We start from the raw sequence: 16,514 nt of genomic DNA, 5'->3' as shown, positions 1-16,514 counted from the left end.
GACAGGCCCCCGCACAGCAGTGCGGGGCCTCGCGAACGATGATGCTCTGTCACCAAGTGATGTTGTGCGCCATGCCGTTGAGGATGAAGACGATCTCTGCCGGTGGCTTCACCCTCTTCGTTCGCCGTGGCCTTGGTCCAGGTCACCGAACCTTCCGTTGTCCTGACGGTGTACTCGCCGGCCGGCAGGCCCTTTCTCTCGAAAGCTCCCTCGTCATCGGTCCGGCAGCCCATCGAGCACAGTCGGACCTCGGGGGCCTGGCGAGAGCGTGGCGGCGGAGGGCTGGGCGGCGCTGGGGTATCGAGCGCCGTCGGGTGGCATGCATCCCGCGCAGCGTCAGCCGGGTTGTCACCGGATGTGATCTATCCTGAGGGTGTTACGATCCGAACCGGTTCGTATTTGAACTACGAGAGGGCTGTCCCATGCGAGTCAAGGACTTCGATCACCTGGTGCTCAACGTGCAGGACGTCGAGCGTGCGTTGGAGTTCTACTGCGGACCCCTGGGTCTGGAGCCGGTCCGGGTGGACGAATGGCGGGCCGGCGAGGTCCCGTTCCCGTCGGTGCGGGTCAGTCCGACCACGATCATCGATCTGCTCGACCGTCCCCGCGGCGAGTCCAATGTGGACCACATATGCCTGGTCGTCGAACCCCTGGACTGGCAGCAGGTCATCGACTCGGGCGACTTCACCGTGCTGGAAGGCCCGGTCGGCCGCTACGGTGCCCGGGGCGAGGCGCAGTCGATATACGTGCGGGATCCGGAGGGCAACACCGTTGAGCTGCGCTGGTATCCGCAGGACGCCGACCGGTGAGCCCCGCCGCGGCCGGGCGGCCACGTGACCCGGCGATCGATGCCGCGGTGCTGGCCGCGACCCTCGAAGTGCTGCGCGAAAGCGGGTACGCCGGGTTCGCCCTCGAGACGGTCGCTGCCAGGGCCGGTACGACGAAGGCGTCGATCCGGCGGCGGTGGCCGGTCCGGCAGAGCCTTGTCATCGACGCGCTCGCCTCGGTCGTCGTCACCCCTCCGGCGCCGGACAACGGCTGCACCCGCTGTGATCTGATCCAGAGCGTGCGGCTGCTCGCCGAGGCGTTGCACGACCGGCTGCCCGGCGGGGTCCTGGCCCCGCTGATCGCGGGCTGCGCCCACGACGCCGATCTGCACCGGCGGCTGATCGACGTGTTGGTGCAGCCCAGCAGGCAGGCCGCGACGATCGCGGTGCAGCGCGCGGTCGACCGGGGCGATCTGCTGCCCGACGCCGACCCGGAACTGCTGGTCGATCTGCTCGCCTCGACGGTCTACCAGCGCGCATTGTTCGGCGATGCTCCGCTCGACCAGGACACAGCGGGTCCTCTGGTGGATCTGCTGCTGCGCGGGGTGGCGGTCGACTTCGACCGGCTCGTGTGGATCAGCCAACAGCCCGCCCACGCCCGGGAACGGCACTAGACCTCGGGCAGGGGCAGGGGCATGGGCATGGGCATGGCATGGGTACGGGAATGGGCAGGTGGGGTGCGGCGGTGACGGGCCGGATGGGGCCGTCACCGCCCCCCATGGGCATCCGTCAGGGTGCCGGTGGGCCCGCCGGGGGCCACGGGATCTCGGCCAGGATGGGGAGAAGTGACTCCTCCTCATAGGCGAGGTGTGCGGTCAACTCCTCCGACATCCGCGTCAGCTCGGTGCGGAAGCGCCCGGGGTCGGCGGCGTTGATGCCGGTCAGCAGGGCAACCAGTTCGCCCTGGATGCGTGCGACCGTTCGGTGTTCGACACGGAGCTGCTCGAAGGTGTCGGCCAGATGCGGGTGGTAGCCCGCCATCGTGGGAAACAGGTGCGCGTCCTCGCTGGTGTGATGGAACTCCAGGGACTGACAGAACGCCAGGCAGTGCTGCCGTATTTGCAGTCCGAGGCTCGGCACCGGCGGTTCGCCGGAGCCCTGGTGAGCCGCCCGTGCGGCGAAGTGGGCGTCGGTCTCGGCCTGTACATGCCGCAACTGCGCACGCAGCCAGGTGTGGACCTCCATGAGCTTGTCGGCGAGGTTGTTGACCTCCCGGGGGCCTTCGCCCGCCTCGGGCGCGGAGCGCTCCAGTGCCACGACCGGCAGGATCCGGGTGGTGCCGGCCTGATAGTCCCCGTATCCGGGCTCGGCACGTACCACGCGCTCGAACAGCTGGTCGCGCCGCGCGCCCTCGGCGGGGACCGCGACCGCTCCGAACGCCTCGGTGCCGATCTCCACCTGCACCAGGGGATGGGCGAGCAGGTTGTGGTACCAGGCGGGATGGCGGGGCCCGCCGGCGGCGGAGCCGATGATCAGCAGAAGGCCGCCGTCGCGGACATAGCCGAGGGGAGTGGTGTGTTCCTTCCCCGACTTCGCGCCAGTGGTGGTCAACAGGAGAAGGTCACCGCCCTCGAAGGGGCCACTGACCTTTCCCGCGTTGGCTCGGAACTCCTCGATGACCGATTGGTTGAAGGATGTGGGCATGCGGTGTCGGCTCTCCAAAGCAGTGTGTGGTTCCGCGGTGAGAGGGGATGGCGTTGATGTGCGCAGAGCGCAGCGGCCGCAGCGCGCAGTGACCGCACGCGAACCCTCGCCCGGAGTTGGACATCGATCGAGCACTCCCAGCTGCCGACGGGCGCGCCGGGACACGGCGGCTGTCGGGGAGGCTCGGCGGCATCGCGAAGGACGAGGGATGACGCGCGGAGGCGCTTACGTCAGGCGCAGGGCGCGGAGTATGAACTCAAGGCGTGACCCCCGGTGAATGGTGCTCGCCCAACTACCGGCCGGCCCACTGCTCTTGGCCGGCGTCACGCGACACGTATTCCATTACAGCCACCGGGTAGTCGCCTGTCAACGCGGTTGTCGCGGAGGGCCGGCCCCTCGGACCGAGCTGACGTCGCGTCGAGTCCATCTCGCGTCGAGCTGCGGGCTCTGGATCATCGGCGTCGGCGGCGGTACGTTGCCTTCATGACTCACCACTGCCGAAAGGGAAATGCCGCGTAGGCGCCCGTCCGCCGTCCGCGGCGGCCTTCCCGTACGCATCAGCAGTCCCGGGTTCCGTCACCCGCCGATCAATCGCCTGTCAGGGGCGTGCATGGCGCACATCCGCAGGCTGGAGCGCACGCGCTTCCGGGTCGGCAGCACCGCCCAGGCCTTCCGGCGCTGGGCTGCTCTGGCTCACGGTCCACTGAGCAGGCTGTCCGGCTCCTCTGCGCAGAGCCGATGCGACAACCCGGAGGAATGCGGCTGCGATCCGGGGTACTTCCGTGACCATCTCGAAGACGTGATGCACGCCCTGCCCAAGAAGTCGGCCCGCGAGTTGCGCACGCTCGTGGGGGCTCTCGACGCCCGGATCCTGGCCAGGGCCAGAGCCGTCCGTGCCGATTCCCCCGATGTCCCTTGGTGGAGAGACCAGCTCTAGACGGAACGAATGCCTTGCCGCCGCGGTTCGTCCCGTACGCCCGATCACGAACCGCCCCCGCGTGACCGACTACCGCGCCGACCGGCCCGCGCGTCCCTGGCTACCGCACCCGCCGGTAGCTGCTGCCGTCCTTGGGCCGGTCCAGCAGACCCGCCACGACCAGGTAGCGGCGCAGCGCCGAGCAGTCTTCGTGCACCGTGCGCAGCGCGTCGTTGACCTCACCCTCGCTGTAGGAGCGGTTGCGCTCGAACAGCGTCTCCGTGAGGTGTACGAACAACTGCTCGCGGCGGGCCGGCTTCCGTGGGATCGCCGTCAGCCGCCCCTTCGAGAAGAGGTCGGCCACCCCTTGTGAACTGCTTGATCTGTTCTCGGACATGACCGGAAGCCTCCCAGCAGGCCGGGCACCGGGCAACGCATTTCCGCGGGCCGGCGCGCTTGCTTCAGCTCGCTCCGAACCAGGCCACCGTGAGCGAGTCGAGGGTGGGCTCGGGCGGGGCCGGCAGTTCTCTCAGGTACCACGGCAGGGCGACGGAGTCCAGGAAGCCGGGTATCTGCTCTATCCAGGGCTCCGGCAGTTTGTGGCTCTGCTGCTGTTCTTCGGCACCGGTCCGTCACCCGAATGGACGCGAACAAGTGGTCGTGCGAGGGGGCCGAGCACACGCTCGATGAGATCCCGACTAAGGAGTCTCCCGTGGCACAGACCTCGTCTCCTCCCGCCGGCCCCCCGCCTTCCGGCCCCCCGAGCCCGGCCGAAAGCGCATGGGCCGCCGGCGGCACCATGTTCGCCGGAGTGCTGCTGTTCGTCGTGGGTGTGCTCAACATCTTCAAAGGGATCGCGGCCATCTCCAATGACGACGTCTACACCCGTCTCGGCGACTACGTCTTCAAGTTCAACCTGACCACCTGGGGCTGGATCCACCTCGTCCTCGGCCTGATCCTGATCATCACCGGCTGGAGCATCCTCAAGGGCGCCACATGGGCCCGCGCGGTGGGTGTGGCACTGGCCGCGCTCAGCATCATCGCCGACTTCATCTGGCTGCCCTACCAGCCCATCTGGGCGCTCATCTCGATTGCCATCGGCATCTTCGTCATCTGGGCGCTGTGCACGGACCGACCGAATCCCGTCGCCCGGCCGTGATCGAGGAGCCATGTCGGAGCAGGCCGAAGCCGCATCTGGGCAGCCCGAGCCCGGGCAGGTCGAGTCCGGGCAGGTCGAGTCCAGGCAGGTCGAGTCCGGGCAGGCCGAGTTCAGGCAGGCCGAGTTCAGGCAGGCCGTGTCCGGGCAGCAGGCGCTGCGCGATCTGGCGGCCGACGCGTACGTCTACGGCTACCCGCTGGTCTCCGACCTGACCATGGCCGAGGCCTCCACACACCAGGGCCTCGGCCCGCTGGAGCCCGCGCCCTTCAACGAGTTCTCGCACGCGACCCAACTGGCCGACGGCGACACGCACTTCGTGTTCGCCACCCACGACACGATGTACTCGATCGCGCAGGTCGACCTCTCCGGAGGGCCGTTCCTGCTGCATGTGCCGGACACCGGCGGGGCGTACTACGTGCTCCAGTGCATCGACGCGTGGACCAACAACTTCGCGTATCTCGGCCGCCGCGCCACCGGTACGGCCGAGGACGACTGGCTGATCGTGCCGCCCGGCTGGTCGGGGGGTGGACTCGGCGGCGTACGCGGCGTACGCGAGGTGATCGACGCGCCGACCTCCGTCGTCACCGTCGTCGTACGCAACGCCTGCGACGGGCCCGACGATCTGCCCCGCGTCCTGGCGCTCCAGCGGCAGTTCACGCTGACCGCCACCGATCCGGAGACGCATCGCACCGGGCTGCCCGCGCCCGATCCCGATGTACCCGAGGAACTGCTCTTCTTCGAACGGCTCCGCGTCTGGATGGCCGACTTCCCGCCCTCCGCGCCCGACCGCGCCTACCAGGACCGTTTCCAGCCACTGGGGCTGCTGGAGGAGGGCCCGTCGCCGTACACGGCCGGTGATCCCGCCCTCGTACAGGCGCTGACCGAGGGGCTGGAGCGCGGCAGAGCGCGGGTGGAGGAGGCGATCCGCGCGGCGCCGGACGGGGGACGGCCGCCGGGCGCATGGCAGATGAACCCGCACCTGTACGACTACAGCCTCGACCACTTCGGCGTGGGGACGATCGACTCCCCGGAGTGGAGGATGACCGACCGGGAGGAGTCGTACCTGGTCCGGGCGGTGGCGGCGCGCGTCGGGCTGTGGGGAAACCACGGCTACGAGGCGGTGTACGGCTTCACCTTCCAGGACGCCGAAGGGGAGCAGCTCAGCGGGGCGAAGTCGTACGTCCTGCGCTTCGAACAACCTCCGCCGGTCGAGTCGTTCTGGTCCCTGACCACGTACGACATCCCCGACTGCCGCCTCGTCGACAACTCCGCGGGCCGCTGCTCGATCGGCGACCGCACGCCCGGCCTCGTCCACGGGGACGACGGTTCGCTGACGATCCACATCCGCAAGGACCGGCCGGCGGACCCGGCGGAGGCCGCGAACTGGCTGCCCGCGCCCGAGGGCGACTTCAGGTCTGTGATCCGGCTCTACACCCCCGGACAGGCTGTCCTCGACGGCAGGTACGAGATGCCGGCCATCCAGGTCCTCAGGCGGTGAGGTGCTCAGGCGGTGAGGTGCTCAGGCGGTGAGTTTCGGCGGGGTGCCTGCCGGCGGCGAAGCGGTGAGTGCTGATGGTCCATGGGGAGGGCTCGGGTCCGGCGGGGTGGGGGCACACTGGATGTATGTGCCGCAGTATCAAGACTCTCCGTCCGCCCGTGCTCCCCGAAGAGGCCACCGAGGAGGACATCCGGGCCGCCGCCCTGCAGTACGTACGCAAGGTGTCCGGCTTCCGTGCCCCGGCCGCGCACAATCGCGAGGTCTTCGAGCAGGCTGTCGACGAGATCGCCGAGGCGACCCGCAAGCTGCTCGAAGGGATCGAGGTGCGCGGGTCCGGCGCGGCTGCTAAGCAGCAGGCTCGGGAGCCGGCGTCGGCGTCGGCGTCGGTTCCTGAGCCGGTGCCGGTGCCGGTGCCGGTCCCGGTGCCGTAGCTGTCGCCGTTGCCGGACGCCGCATGACGTATGCCGCGACCGCGCCCGCCCCGAAGAGCGCCAGCACCGAGACGGCCGCGCCGACCCAGCTCGCGCCGAGCCACTGGCCACCGAAGTAGCCGAGGCCCACGCTGTAGCTTGCCCAGACCAGGCCCGCCAGGGCCGACCAGGGCAGGAACTCCTTCACCTTGTGGTGCGCGGCGCCCGCGCCGAGTGAGACGACCGAGCGGCCCGCCGGGGCGAAGCGCGCTATCACGACGAGTGCGCCACCACCGCGGCTCAGCGCCGTGCCGAGACGTTCCTGCGCCCTGGTCAGGCGGCGCGACCGGGCGATCGCCCGGTCCAGGCGGTCACCACCGCGCCAGGCAAGCCGGTACGCGACGAGGTCGCCGAGCACGGACGCGGTGGCCGCGCACAGGGTCAGGACGAGGAGCGAGGGCACTTCGCGCGGCACCTGGCCGGCCGCCTCCGCGACAGAGGTGGCGGTGGTCGACCCCGCGGCGGCCGCGGTGGCAGCCGTGATGACGAGGACTCCGCTGGGCAGCACCGGCAGGAAGACGTCGAGAAGTACGGACAGTGCGACCACGGCGTAGATCCATGGGCTGCCGGTCAGCGACCCCACACTCTCGAGCACGTTGTGACTCCCCGGTTTCGTGACAACGCCGCGACGTCGCAGGGGAGCGGCAGGGGCGGCATGACAGCTGTACAGCGTACGCCTGGGGTTTACCTCGAGATCGTCAGGGGGTCGTCGATGTCGTGCGCATCACGTCCACCAGGCGGGATCCAACGGGCGGGTGCACGAGACGAACGGCCGGGGCGGCAACGGGACGACCAAGCGCCCGGACCCCTTGTTCCTACGGGGTCGGGCGCTTGGTCGTACGGGGCCGGGTGCTGCGCTGCCTGTGGGCTGTGCGGGATCAGGCGGTCATCGCGGTGGCCTGATCCTTTCGGTCGTCCTCCGCCGTCCGGCTCTCGCCGCGCGAGCCGAACACGTTGTCCAGCGCCAGCGCGCCGGGACCGGTGAAGACCAGCAGCAGGAACGCCCAGCAGTAGGTCGCGGACCCCTCGCCGCCGTTCTGCAGCGGGAAGAGCGACTCGGGCTGGTGGACCACGAAGTACGCGTATGCCATCGATCCGGAGGCCACGAAGGCGGCGCTGCGGGTGCCGAGGCCGAGCAGCACCAGCACGCCGGCGACCAGCTCGATCACTGCCGCGTACCAGCCCGGCCAGGTGCCGGCCGGTACGGTGCCGCCGCCCGCCGTGCCGCCGAGGACGCCGAAGAGCGCGGCAGCGCCGTGGCAGGCGAACAGCAGGCCGATCACGATGCGGAACAGGCCGAGCGCATAGGGCTGGGCCTGATGGAGGCGGGTGGGCAGGGCACTGTTCGCCATGGGGACTCCTTCGGCTGGGGACGTGACCGAGAGGGCCCTACGTTAGGCAGACCTAATCGATACTTGCAAGTTCAACATTTATCGCGTGGCCGATTTCCGCCCTGGATTCCGGTTCTGTACCCGTCTCCGGTTCCGTCGGCGTCGGCGTCGGCGTCGTCGCGAGCGTGCGCAGGGCGGCGCGCGCCACCGCATCCGCGTCCGACAGCGTCACCGAGTCGACTCCGGGCCTCGCCCCGGCGGCGGTCACCCAGTGCACGCCCTCGGTGGGTACCCCGATCGCGAAGCGCCGGGGGTGCGGACGGCCCTGGCGGTTGATCAGCCGGTACGGGCGCCGGGTGACATCCAGCCCCCCGGTTTCGTAACCGTCGATGGTGTGCGGCCGGCACTGCCCGGTCTTCAGCAGCCGCCCGAGCAGCTCGTCGCAGGTCCGCCTGAGGTCGGGTTCCGGCAGCCGCGCCTCGATGAGCGTGGTCGCCGTGACGAGGGAGCCGGTCACGTCGGGCGACTCCGCGGTGAACAGCCCGTCCGCCATTCCGATCGTCGTGTGCGGGCCGACCACCTCCAGTACGCCCGCCTCGATCAGGGCCGTCATCTCCTCTATCCGGCGGCGCGGCGGACCGATGGAGAGGAAGGCGTTCAACGGGGTGTACCAGCGGTCGAGATGGTCGCGCCGGGAGGTGCCGGAGAGCCCGGCGTGGTCCACGATCTGGCGCAGCTCGTTGCGGACGTCGCGCAGCACGTCGAGGGCGGCCTTCCGCGGACCCGCGACATTGCCGAGCGCGGCCTGGGCGGCATCCTGGCGCAGATGGGCGAGAAGCCAGACGTGGTGCTCGGCGGGGGAGGAGAAGCACTGGCCGGCGTGCGGGCGTGAGATCCGGTCCCAGCACCAGCGGTCCGCCTCCGCAAAGCCGAAGGCGTCGAGTACGGCGGCCTCTTGGGCGCTGCCGTGGGGCGCGTCGAGGAAACGGGCCCGGAAGTCCCGGACGTTCTCGAAGTCCCGGACGACCTTGGAGCCGCGAACATCCTCGAAGTCCGTGACGTTCTCGGCGTCCAGAACATTCCGGAAGTCCTGGAAGCCCTGGAAGCCCCGGACGTCGCATGGCGTGGGGCCGTCGCCCGCGGCGAGCAGCGCCTCGTAGTGGACCGCCTCCACCTCCTTGGCCACCAGCGGCCATATCTCCGTCAGGAAGTCCGGCGGATCGCCCCCGTCCGCGCGCATGCGGAAGCCCGCGATCACCTCCGGGGTCAGCACGAGCGGCTCGTGCCGGCCCGAGGGGCCCTTGGCGTTGTCGCCGCGCGCCTGGTACGGGACGCCGCGCCGCGAACCCGCGTGCAGCCGAGGCTCGCGCCCGGACGGGAGGTAGGAGAGCATGCCGCCGTCGGTGCGTACGAACGTGCCGCCGCGGCCCGTCGTCAACAGCGCCATGTGGTCGAAGAAGTTGAGGCCGAGCCCGCGCAGCAGAACCGGTTCTCCGGGGGCGACGGCCGAGAGGTCCAGATCCGCCGGGTTGGCCGGCGGAAAGTAGCGCAGCCGGCGGTGGCGGGCGGCGTATTCGGCCAGATGCGCCTGCGCCTGACGCGGGACCACCGGCAGATGGCCCTGCGCGAGGATCACCGCACAGAGTCCGGTGAGGACGGTGCCGTCGTCGAGGGTGAGGGTCTGGCGCGGGGCGGCGGTGGGGGCAGGTGCGCGGGCGGCCGTGTTGTTCAGCGGTGTATGCGCCCGGGGCACTTGGAACGCCGCGGCATGCTCCGCGCTCACGGCCATGGGCTCGCGATCGTCCTCCAGGCGTACGGCGCGGGCCCGGTGGACCCGGACCGTCACCGTGTCCGGCGCGCCGCCCACCGTCCGCAGGAACACCCACTCCAGATAACGCCCGTAACAGGCCCTTGTCGGATAGTCGTCGGGGCCGAGCCGCTCGTCGGTGTGGTCGGCCGCCCACTCGTACAGGCTCGGCCCGGGGCGTATCGGCCCCTCGCAGGCCACGCTGTCGTCCGTGAACAGCGTCACCTGCGAGGCCACCGTGTTCATCAGCAGTTCGGCGGACTGGTCGGTGCGCCAGACGTGGCCCGGTCCCGGCGGCGCGGGGTCGACGAGATGGACCGTCAGCCGCAGCCCCGGCGACAGTTCGGGGAGGGAGGCGCAGAGTCGTTCGAGGACGGAGGCGCCGCGGGGGCCTGCGCCGACGACCGCGACGGCACGGGCACGGGCCGGGGCGTGCGGAATGGCGGACCATGCGTCGCGTACATCGGACAAAACGGTGACTCCCGGGGCATGTGGGGTGCTTGGAAGCGGACGGTCCGCCTCATCATGCCGTTGGCACGCCCGGAGTCGAACCCCTGGGTCGAGGATTACCCTCCGCTATGTGAAGGATCACGGGCCGCAGTCAACTCCCTCTCCTGCACGGTCACCAGCCGCGCCTCCCTGCTCTGGCCGGATCCCGTCGTTCGCGCCTGGTCCAGCCGGAGCGAGGCCGAACGCCCGCGCAGCATCAGCGTCATCAGCTGATTGCCGAACCAGGGGCCGCCGGTCTTGCGCCAGCCGATGGGCGGCGTGCCCAGCCGGCCGTGCCGGGCCAGAGCACGGCCGATGCGCCGCCCCATCCGGCTCCAGCCGAACCGGAAGCCGAGCCTTATCGAGGTGGGGATGGAGTTGTGCACGGGGGAGCAGGTCAGCTGCAGCACCTGGGCATCTGGCTGCGTGCCGTCGGACCAGGCAGGCTCGGCGACGTACGCATGGTGCACATCGCCGGACAGTACGCACACCGTCGCCGGGGCCCCCTCGCCGCTGCCCACCTCCGCGATCAGATGCGTCAGTTCCTCGAAGGAGGCGGGAAACGCCGCCCAGTGCTCCAGGTCGGACCGTCTTCGCAGATCCTCGCCGAAGCGAGCCCACCGCCCGCCGCGTTCGCCGCGGCACAGCGCGGCGTTCCAGCCCTCCGCGTCATGGATCAGCGGCGGCAGCAGCCAGGGCAGCGAGGTGCCGATGAGGAGATGGTCGTACGAGCCCTTCTCCGTCAGTGCCTGCTCGCGCACCCACCGCGCCTCGCCCGCGTTGAGCATCGACCGGTTCCGCTCCTCCAGGACGCGGGCGGCCCGGCTGTCGAGCATCAGCAGCCGGGTGCGGCCGAAGTCGCGCCGGTAGCTCCAGCGCGCACGGGTCGGGTCGGCGTCCGCTGCGGCGGCGAACTGCCTGAGCCGGTCGGTGCCGTCGGGCGTGTCCCGGACCGCCGCGTACAGCTCGTCCGACTCCAGCTCGGCGGGGGAGAGATTGCCGAGGTGCTGGTAGACCCAGTACGACATCAGGCCGCTGAGGATCCGCTCCTGCCACCACGGGGCCGTCCGCATCTCGGCCAGCCACGACGCGCTGGTGTTCCAGTCGTCGATCACATCGTGATCATCGAAGATCATGCAGCTCGGGACGGTGGAGAGCAGCCAGCGCACCTCGGGGTCGCTCCAGGACTCGTCGTAGAGGTGGGTGTACTCCTGGTAGTCCGCCACCTCCGCGCCGGGCGGCTCGTTCAGATCGCGGCGGGCGGCGAGCCAGCGCCGCGTTGCCTCGGACGTCTCGTCCGCGTACACCTGATCGCCCAGCAGGAGCAGCACATCGGGACGTGCGGCGTTGGGGTCGGCGGCGAGCCGGGCGGCGAGGGTGTCCAGTGCGTCGGGGCCGACCGGGTCGTTGCCGCCGTCGGCCGGGACCGACCAGCGGCAGGAGCCGAAGGAGACGGTGACGGCGGCGGGCGGGGTGCCGGCGGCAGGCACATCGGGCATCCGGATCGTGCTGTCCGGGAAGCGGGAGTCCGCGAGCGGCCAGACACGGTGGCCGTCGAGCAGCACTTCGTACGCCGTCGAGGTGCCGGGCGTCAGGCCGGTCACCAGCACCAGCGCATAGTGGTGGCCGCCGACCCGGAACGTGGGCGACGTTCCGCCCGCACCGTCCGCGCACCGCACTTCGGCCGTGCACGGGCGGTCGGCCTCGACCCACACGGTCGCCCTCCCGCCGGTTTCCCAGTCGGCGTACCGCAGCAGTGGTCCCAGGCGCAGCCCGGCCATGATGTGCCCTCCTCCGTCGCCCCGTACGGTACGGAACGACGGGGGAGGTCGAACAGGTTCCGGCGTGTTCCGGCGGGTTCCCGGCCGGATGGCCGTGCGGAGGCCGGCCGCTGGTCAGCAGCCGTTGAGGATGGACTGCAGTGCGCCCTTCTCGGCCGAGTCCACCTTCAGGTTCCAGTCGTGCTTCACATGCACCCACATCCGGGCGTACGTGCAGCGGTAGGAGGTGCGCGACGGCAGCCACTCCGCCGGGTCCTTGTCGCCCTTCGCCTGGTTGACGTTGTCGGTGACCGCGATCAGCTGCGGGCGGGAGAGGTCGTTGGCGAAGGACTGCCGCTGGGAGGTGGTCCAGCTGCTCGCGCCGGAGCGCCAGGCCTCGGCGAGCGGCACCATGTGGTCGATGTCCACGTCGGAGGCGGCGGACCAGGTGGCGCCGTCGTACTCGGAGAACCAACTCCCGCTGACCGCGGCACAGCTGGAGTCCTGCTGGACGTTCGTGCCGTCGCGCTTGAGCACGACCTCACGGGTGTTGCACGCGCCCGACTGGGTGATCCAGTGCGGGAACTTGTCGCGGCTGTAGCCGGTGGAGGAACCTTCCGGCGACACCGTCAGCTGACCGAGGTAGGTGCGAGCGGTGGCGGCGCTGACGGGGGTGGGAGGGGAGGCCTGGGCGGTGGGTGCGGTCGCCAGCAGGCCGCCGGTGGCAGCGAGGGCGGAGGTGGCGGCTAGTACGGCTATACGGCGGCTCTGACGCGCGTAGACACCAGACATGCGAACTCCTTTGATGTGGGGGGAACCTGGCCGTTCGGTGTGGCCATGGTCGCGGCGCCAGATTGACTGGGGATGGGCGCCAGGTAACAGAGTGGCGACATGGGCACGTCACATCAAGGGTTCTGACGTATCGGCACGGGCCGTACGGCGTCGTAGGGTTGGCGGGTGCTGCTGCCGGTCAACCTCACCTTCGGGGCCGTCCTGGCCGTTCTGCTGGCCTTCGCGGCGACGGTGGCGGCCCTTGCGCATCTGGGGCGCTCGCGCGAGATCGCGATCGCGGGTGTGCGGGCCGCCGTCCAGCTCACGGCCGTCTCCCTGGTGATCGGCTGGGTGGTTCGCTCTGTACCGCTGCTGCTCGCCTTTCTGGTGCTGATGTACGTGGTCGCCATACGGACGGCGGGCCGGCGCCTCACCTCGAACGGAACCTGGTGGTGGGCGGGCCTGCCGATCGCCGCGGGCGTCGTCCCCGTCGTCGCCGCGCTGCTCCTCACCGGACTGGTGCCGGTGAAGGGCATCGCGCTGATCCCCGTGACCGGCATCCTCATCGGCGGCGCGCTCACCGTGACGGTGCTCGGCGGGCGCCGGGCGCTGGACGAGCTGGAGCAGCGGCGGGGAGAGGTCGAGGCGGGCATGGCGCTGGGGCTGCTGGACCGCGACGCCCGTCTCGAGGTGGCGCGCGAGCCCGCGTCCGACGCGCTGCTGCCGGGACTCGACCAGACCAGGACTGTGGGCCTGGTCACACTGCCGGGCGCGTTCGTCGGCATGCTGCTGGGCGGTGCGTCACCGCTTCAGGCGGGGGCGGTTCAGGTGTTCGTACTGGTCGCGCTGATGGCCGTACAGGCGGTGGCGGTCGCGGTGGTGCTCGAGCTGGTGGCGCGGGGGCGGCTGCACCGGGAGTGAGTGCGGTCCGGGTGTCGCGTAGCCCGGGTCGAGCAGAAGGGGAGTAGCTCTTCGCCGGAACGTCGACATACTGCTGGGCCTTGTGCCCGGCCGGCGCCCGGAGGCGGTCGCAGTACGGGCCGCCAGCGAGACCTTCGGCCGCAGTGTCCGTGTGTTTTTACGACGCTGCCGTGCCGAAGTGACCCCTTGTTTCGAATCTCTCGAAGTTCTGATCAAGGTCTCTCGGTGCGGACAGCCCTACCGATTGAGGAACCCCATCCATGATCAGCTTCACCGTCATGGCGATCACCTTCGGCGTCGTCTTCCTTGCCGAACTCCCCGACAAGACCGCGCTCGCCGGTCTCATGCTCGGCACCCGCTACCGCGCGTCGTACGTCTTCGCGGGCGTCGCGGCCGCCTTCGCCGTCCATGTCGCGCTCGCCGTCGCGGCGGGCAGCGTACTGACGCTGCTGCCGCACCGGCTGGTGCAGGCGGTGGTCGGCCTCCTCTTCCTCGCGGGCGCGGTGATGCTGCTCCTGAAGAGGGGCGACGGCGACGAGGAGAGCATCAACGCCCCGGCGGACCAGTCCTTCTGGAAGGTCTCGGGGGCGGGCTTCATGCTCATCCTGGTCGCGGAGTTCGGTGACCTGACCCAGATCATGACGGCCAACCTCGCCGCCCGTTACGACAATCCGGTGTCCGTGGGCGTCGGTGCGGTCCTGGCGCTGTGGGCGGTCGCGGGGATCGGGATCCTGGTCGGCCGGACGCTGATGAAGTACGTACCGCTGCGGCTGATCACCAGGGTCGCGGCCTGCCTGATGCTGGCGCTTGCGGGGTTCAGCCTCTTCGAGGCGATCGCATAGCAGGAGGCCGCGACTCCCGCGCCAACCTGTCGTGCCGTCCGGGCGCGTTGCCGGCCGAACGGCTCGGCGTGCAGCTCCTGGAGTTCCCGGGCGGCCATGGTGGCTATGTCGAGCATCCGGCCGAGTCCGCGGAACTGCTGGCTGAGACGTTGCTGAGCCGAGCCTGAGAGGCGGGGCCGAGCCGTCCGGGCCGAGCCGGGCCCGAGGGGCGGGCGGTCAGGCCGCCGGGGGTGCCACCCGCAGTTCGATGGTGCCGTCCGGGCCCTCGGTCACCGTCAGGTGCATGAGGTCGTCGACATGGACGTCCGGGGCGAGGCCCGCCGCGCGAGGGCCCACGCCCACCACGCGCATGCCGGCCGCGCGGACCGCCTCGATGCCTGCCTCGGAGTCCTCGAAAGCAATGCAGTCCGCCGGGGCGAAGCCCAGCTCGGCCGCGCCCTTGAGGAAGCCCTCCGGGTCCGGCTTGCTCGCGCCGACGCATTCGGCGGTGACACGGACCTGCGGTATCGGGAGACCGGCCACGGTCATCCGTGCCTGGGCGAGCGCCTCGTCCGCCGAGGTCACCAGGGCGTGCGGGAGACCGGAGAGGGCTGCCATGAAGGCCGGGGCGCCTGCGATGGGCACGACACCGTCGGTGTCCGCGGTCTCCTGGGCGAGCATCACGCGGTTGTCCGCGTAGTTCTGCTCCATGGGCCGGTCGGGGAGGAGCGCCGCCATGGTGGCGTAGCCCTGCCGCCCGTGGACGACCTTGAGGGCCTCGTCCGGGTCCAGGCCGTGCTCGATCGCCCAGTGGCGCCAGCAGCGCTCCACCACGGCGTCCGAGTTGACGAGGGTGCCGTCCATGTCCAGCAGGAGGGCGCGAGCGGTCAGTACGGGCGGGACGCTGGCCGGCATCGGCGTACTCCAGGGCGCGGGAGAAGAGAGCAAGGCGGTTCCGCCCGCCGGTCAGGGAATACGGGCGGAACCACTTTGTTCAACCACGATACAAAACGCGGGGCGGGTTGCGCTACCCGCCCCCCCGCACCGGCCTCGTCAACGCGGCCGGCGGCGGTCGTCGGCGAGGGTGCAGCCGGCGCCAGGACCGTCAGGGCTCGCTGGTCTCCGACTCCAGGGCGCGGCGCGTGTTCGGCCCGTAGACCCCTTCGGGATCGCCCCGTACGTCCCGGTCCCACTGGAAGACCCGCACGGCATCCTCGACGCCGTCGCCGTACTGCCCGTCCGCCGGACCGCCGTACAGCCACACCTCCGTCAGCCGCTGCTGCAACTCCGCGACCTCCTGCCCGCTGTCCCCACGCCGCAGCAGGGCCGGCGCCGGCTGCTCAGGCGGCTGCTGCGACACCGTGCCCGTGGCCCGCGCCGTCGAGGTCGGCGGGGCCGCAGGAGGTGCGGGCCTCGGCGAACTCGGGGTCGGACGCGCGGTGGACGGGACGGGGAGGCCGACGCGGACGCCGATGCCGACGCGGAGGCCGATGCCGACGAGGACGCAGACGGGGACGCGGACCGGCTCGGCGACGACGAGGGAGCGTCCGGTACGGAGCTCGCGCTCGGCGCGTTCGTCCCGGTGTCCGGAAGCGCCCTCTCCGGCTCGTCCGCCCCGGAGAACAGCCCCCCGGCGAACGCCGCCGTCCCGGCCACCACCACCGCGGCAGCGCCCACGACGAGCCCGGCGAACGGCCGACGCAGACGCGGGCGCGGCGGCACAGACGCGGGGGCGGGGGCGGGTGCGGGCGCGGGCCGGGGCACAGGTTCGAGCTCCTCGAAGGTGGGCTCGTCTGCTACCGGCTCAGGAGCCGGCAACGGGGCAGTAGCCCTCGCCCGCAACGGGGTCGCCTCCGCTTCCGCCCGGCCCCCGGGTTCCCCGTCCCCGGGAGGCTCCTCCATGCCCCGCAACCTCACATAGGGCCGTATTCGCAGCGGATCGAAGTCCTCCGCCGCCGCGATCTCCGCCCGCCGTTCCGCCCGCACCGCGTCCGCCGCGCGCTCCGCGCAGTCGCAGCCGGGCCCGGCCCTTCCGTCCGCGCCCCGCGGTGTCCCGCACGCAGGACACACATGTCCGGTCATCGCCGGTCCCCTCCCTTG

The 16,514-nt window shown here is 70.9% G+C and carries 17 protein-coding genes; 8 read left to right on the top strand and 9 right to left on the bottom strand.

Features of this window, described 5'->3' with window-relative positions:
• Positions 1 to 422: 422 nt before the first annotated feature.
• On the top strand, positions 423 to 809 hold the full coding sequence (locus OG883_RS23505; RefSeq protein ID WP_266544198.1) for a VOC family protein: 387 nt from the start codon (positions 423 to 425) through the stop codon (positions 807 to 809).
• Positions 806 to 1,441 carry a TetR/AcrR family transcriptional regulator gene (locus OG883_RS23500; RefSeq protein ID WP_266544195.1) on the top strand — a complete coding sequence of 212 codons (636 nt, stop codon included), beginning with the start codon at positions 806 to 808 and terminating at the stop codon, positions 1,439 to 1,441. The genes OG883_RS23505 and OG883_RS23500 overlap by 4 nt, the downstream gene beginning before the upstream one ends.
• Before the next feature lie 115 nt (positions 1,442 to 1,556).
• On the opposite strand, the gene OG883_RS23495 is transcribed toward OG883_RS23500, so the two are convergent.
• Positions 1,557 to 2,471 (bottom strand): nitroreductase/quinone reductase family protein, encoded by a 915-nt coding sequence (locus OG883_RS23495; protein ID WP_266544193.1) that lies wholly within the window; start codon positions 2,469 to 2,471, stop codon positions 1,557 to 1,559.
• A 610-nt stretch (positions 2,472 to 3,081) separates the two neighbouring features.
• Here OG883_RS23495 and OG883_RS23490 point away from each other — a divergent pair.
• Positions 3,082 to 3,408: a hypothetical protein gene (locus OG883_RS23490; protein ID WP_266544191.1), complete on the top strand. Its 327-nt coding sequence runs from the start codon at positions 3,082 to 3,084 to the stop codon at positions 3,406 to 3,408.
• A 100-nt stretch (positions 3,409 to 3,508) separates the two neighbouring features.
• Here OG883_RS23490 and OG883_RS23485 read toward each other — a convergent pair whose 3' ends face one another.
• Positions 3,509 to 3,784, bottom strand: a complete 276-nt coding sequence (locus OG883_RS23485; RefSeq protein WP_266544188.1) for a DUF2087 domain-containing protein — start codon at positions 3,782 to 3,784, stop codon at positions 3,509 to 3,511.
• Positions 3,785 to 4,099: 315 nt separating this feature from the next.
• Between OG883_RS23485 and OG883_RS23480 the strand changes: the two genes are divergently transcribed.
• The 3 genes from OG883_RS23480 to OG883_RS23470 all read left to right on the top strand — a co-directional run bounded on the left by OG883_RS23480 (position 4,100) and on the right by OG883_RS23470 (position 6,475).
• On the top strand, positions 4,100 to 4,546 hold the full coding sequence (locus OG883_RS23480) for a hypothetical protein (RefSeq protein WP_266544186.1): 447 nt from the start codon (positions 4,100 to 4,102) through the stop codon (positions 4,544 to 4,546).
• 10 nt (positions 4,547 to 4,556) lie between these two features.
• Positions 4,557 to 6,044, top strand: coding sequence for a DUF1254 domain-containing protein (locus OG883_RS23475; RefSeq protein ID WP_266544183.1), 1,488 nt, complete (start codon positions 4,557 to 4,559; stop codon positions 6,042 to 6,044).
• Positions 6,045 to 6,169: 125 nt separating this feature from the next.
• Entirely contained in the window at positions 6,170 to 6,475 is a 306-nt protein-coding gene (locus OG883_RS23470) for a DUF2277 domain-containing protein (RefSeq protein ID WP_266544181.1), read from the top strand.
• On the opposite strand, the gene OG883_RS23465 is transcribed toward OG883_RS23470, so the two are convergent.
• From OG883_RS23465 to OG883_RS23445, 5 genes are all read right to left on the bottom strand, one after another.
• The gene (locus OG883_RS23465) at positions 6,390 to 7,109 is read right to left on the bottom strand and encodes a DedA family protein (RefSeq protein ID WP_266544179.1); all 720 of its coding nucleotides are present in this window, start codon (positions 7,107 to 7,109) and stop codon (positions 6,390 to 6,392) included. The two genes, OG883_RS23470 and OG883_RS23465, sit on opposite strands and share 86 nt — an antisense overlap.
• A gap of 283 nt (positions 7,110 to 7,392) precedes the next feature.
• The gene (locus OG883_RS23460; protein ID WP_266544175.1) at positions 7,393 to 7,866 is read right to left on the bottom strand and encodes a DoxX family protein; all 474 of its coding nucleotides are present in this window, start codon (positions 7,864 to 7,866) and stop codon (positions 7,393 to 7,395) included.
• Between the two features lie 52 nt (positions 7,867 to 7,918).
• Complete coding sequence (locus OG883_RS23455; RefSeq protein ID WP_266544173.1) at positions 7,919 to 10,123, bottom strand: FAD/NAD(P)-binding protein; 2,205 nt, start codon at positions 10,121 to 10,123, stop codon at positions 7,919 to 7,921.
• Between the two features lie 95 nt (positions 10,124 to 10,218).
• Positions 10,219 to 11,922 (bottom strand): alkaline phosphatase D family protein, encoded by a 1,704-nt coding sequence (locus tag OG883_RS23450; RefSeq protein ID WP_266544170.1) that lies wholly within the window; start codon positions 11,920 to 11,922, stop codon positions 10,219 to 10,221.
• A gap of 114 nt (positions 11,923 to 12,036) precedes the next feature.
• Complete coding sequence (locus tag OG883_RS23445; protein ID WP_266544167.1) at positions 12,037 to 12,693, bottom strand: HNH endonuclease family protein; 657 nt, start codon at positions 12,691 to 12,693, stop codon at positions 12,037 to 12,039.
• A 165-nt stretch (positions 12,694 to 12,858) separates the two neighbouring features.
• Between OG883_RS23445 and OG883_RS23440 the strand changes: the two genes are divergently transcribed.
• On the top strand, positions 12,859 to 13,593 hold the full coding sequence (locus OG883_RS23440) for an ABC transporter permease (RefSeq protein WP_266544164.1): 735 nt from the start codon (positions 12,859 to 12,861) through the stop codon (positions 13,591 to 13,593).
• Between the two features lie 260 nt (positions 13,594 to 13,853).
• A complete protein-coding gene (locus OG883_RS23435) occupies positions 13,854 to 14,435 on the top strand; it encodes a TMEM165/GDT1 family protein (protein WP_266544162.1) in 582 nt (193 codons plus the stop codon).
• A 216-nt stretch (positions 14,436 to 14,651) separates the two neighbouring features.
• Here OG883_RS23435 and OG883_RS23430 read toward each other — a convergent pair whose 3' ends face one another.
• Both OG883_RS23430 and OG883_RS46830 read right to left on the bottom strand, forming a co-directional pair.
• On the bottom strand, positions 14,652 to 15,329 hold the full coding sequence (locus tag OG883_RS23430; RefSeq protein ID WP_266544160.1) for an HAD-IA family hydrolase: 678 nt from the start codon (positions 15,327 to 15,329) through the stop codon (positions 14,652 to 14,654).
• Between the two features lie 190 nt (positions 15,330 to 15,519).
• Positions 15,520 to 15,774, bottom strand: coding sequence for a peptidoglycan-binding domain-containing protein (locus OG883_RS46830; protein WP_323180955.1), 255 nt, complete (start codon positions 15,772 to 15,774; stop codon positions 15,520 to 15,522).
• Positions 15,775 to 16,514: the final 740 nt, after the last annotated feature.

This window comes from Streptomyces sp. NBC_01142 (genome assembly GCF_026341125.1).
GTDB lineage: Bacteria > Actinomycetota > Actinomycetes > Streptomycetales > Streptomycetaceae > Streptomyces.
The sequence above is the reverse complement of the archived record's forward strand: the minus strand, read 5'-3'. Positions and strand labels throughout refer to the sequence as shown.

Excerpts from the sequence above, each read along its gene's own strand:
- OG883_RS23505 (WP_266544198.1), top strand. The coding sequence starts at position 423 with ATGCGAGTCAAGGACTTCGATCACCTGGTGCTCAACGTGCAGGACGTC.
- OG883_RS23495 (WP_266544193.1), bottom strand. The coding sequence starts at position 2,471 with ATGCCCACATCCTTCAACCAATCGGTCATCGAGGAGTTCCGAGCCAAC.
- OG883_RS23490 (WP_266544191.1), top strand. The coding sequence starts at position 3,082 with ATGGCGCACATCCGCAGGCTGGAGCGCACGCGCTTCCGGGTCGGCAGC.
- OG883_RS23485 (WP_266544188.1), bottom strand. The coding sequence starts at position 3,784 with ATGTCCGAGAACAGATCAAGCAGTTCACAAGGGGTGGCCGACCTCTTC.
- OG883_RS23475 (WP_266544183.1), top strand. The coding sequence starts at position 4,557 with ATGTCGGAGCAGGCCGAAGCCGCATCTGGGCAGCCCGAGCCCGGGCAG.
- OG883_RS23470 (WP_266544181.1), top strand. The coding sequence starts at position 6,170 with ATGTGCCGCAGTATCAAGACTCTCCGTCCGCCCGTGCTCCCCGAAGAG.
- OG883_RS23460 (WP_266544175.1), bottom strand. The coding sequence starts at position 7,866 with ATGGCGAACAGTGCCCTGCCCACCCGCCTCCATCAGGCCCAGCCCTAT.
- OG883_RS23450 (WP_266544170.1), bottom strand. The coding sequence starts at position 11,922 with ATGGCCGGGCTGCGCCTGGGACCACTGCTGCGGTACGCCGACTGGGAA.
- OG883_RS23445 (WP_266544167.1), bottom strand. The coding sequence starts at position 12,693 with ATGTCTGGTGTCTACGCGCGTCAGAGCCGCCGTATAGCCGTACTAGCC.
- OG883_RS23435 (WP_266544162.1), top strand. The coding sequence starts at position 13,854 with ATGATCAGCTTCACCGTCATGGCGATCACCTTCGGCGTCGTCTTCCTT.
- OG883_RS23430 (WP_266544160.1), bottom strand. The coding sequence starts at position 15,329 with ATGCCGGCCAGCGTCCCGCCCGTACTGACCGCTCGCGCCCTCCTGCTG.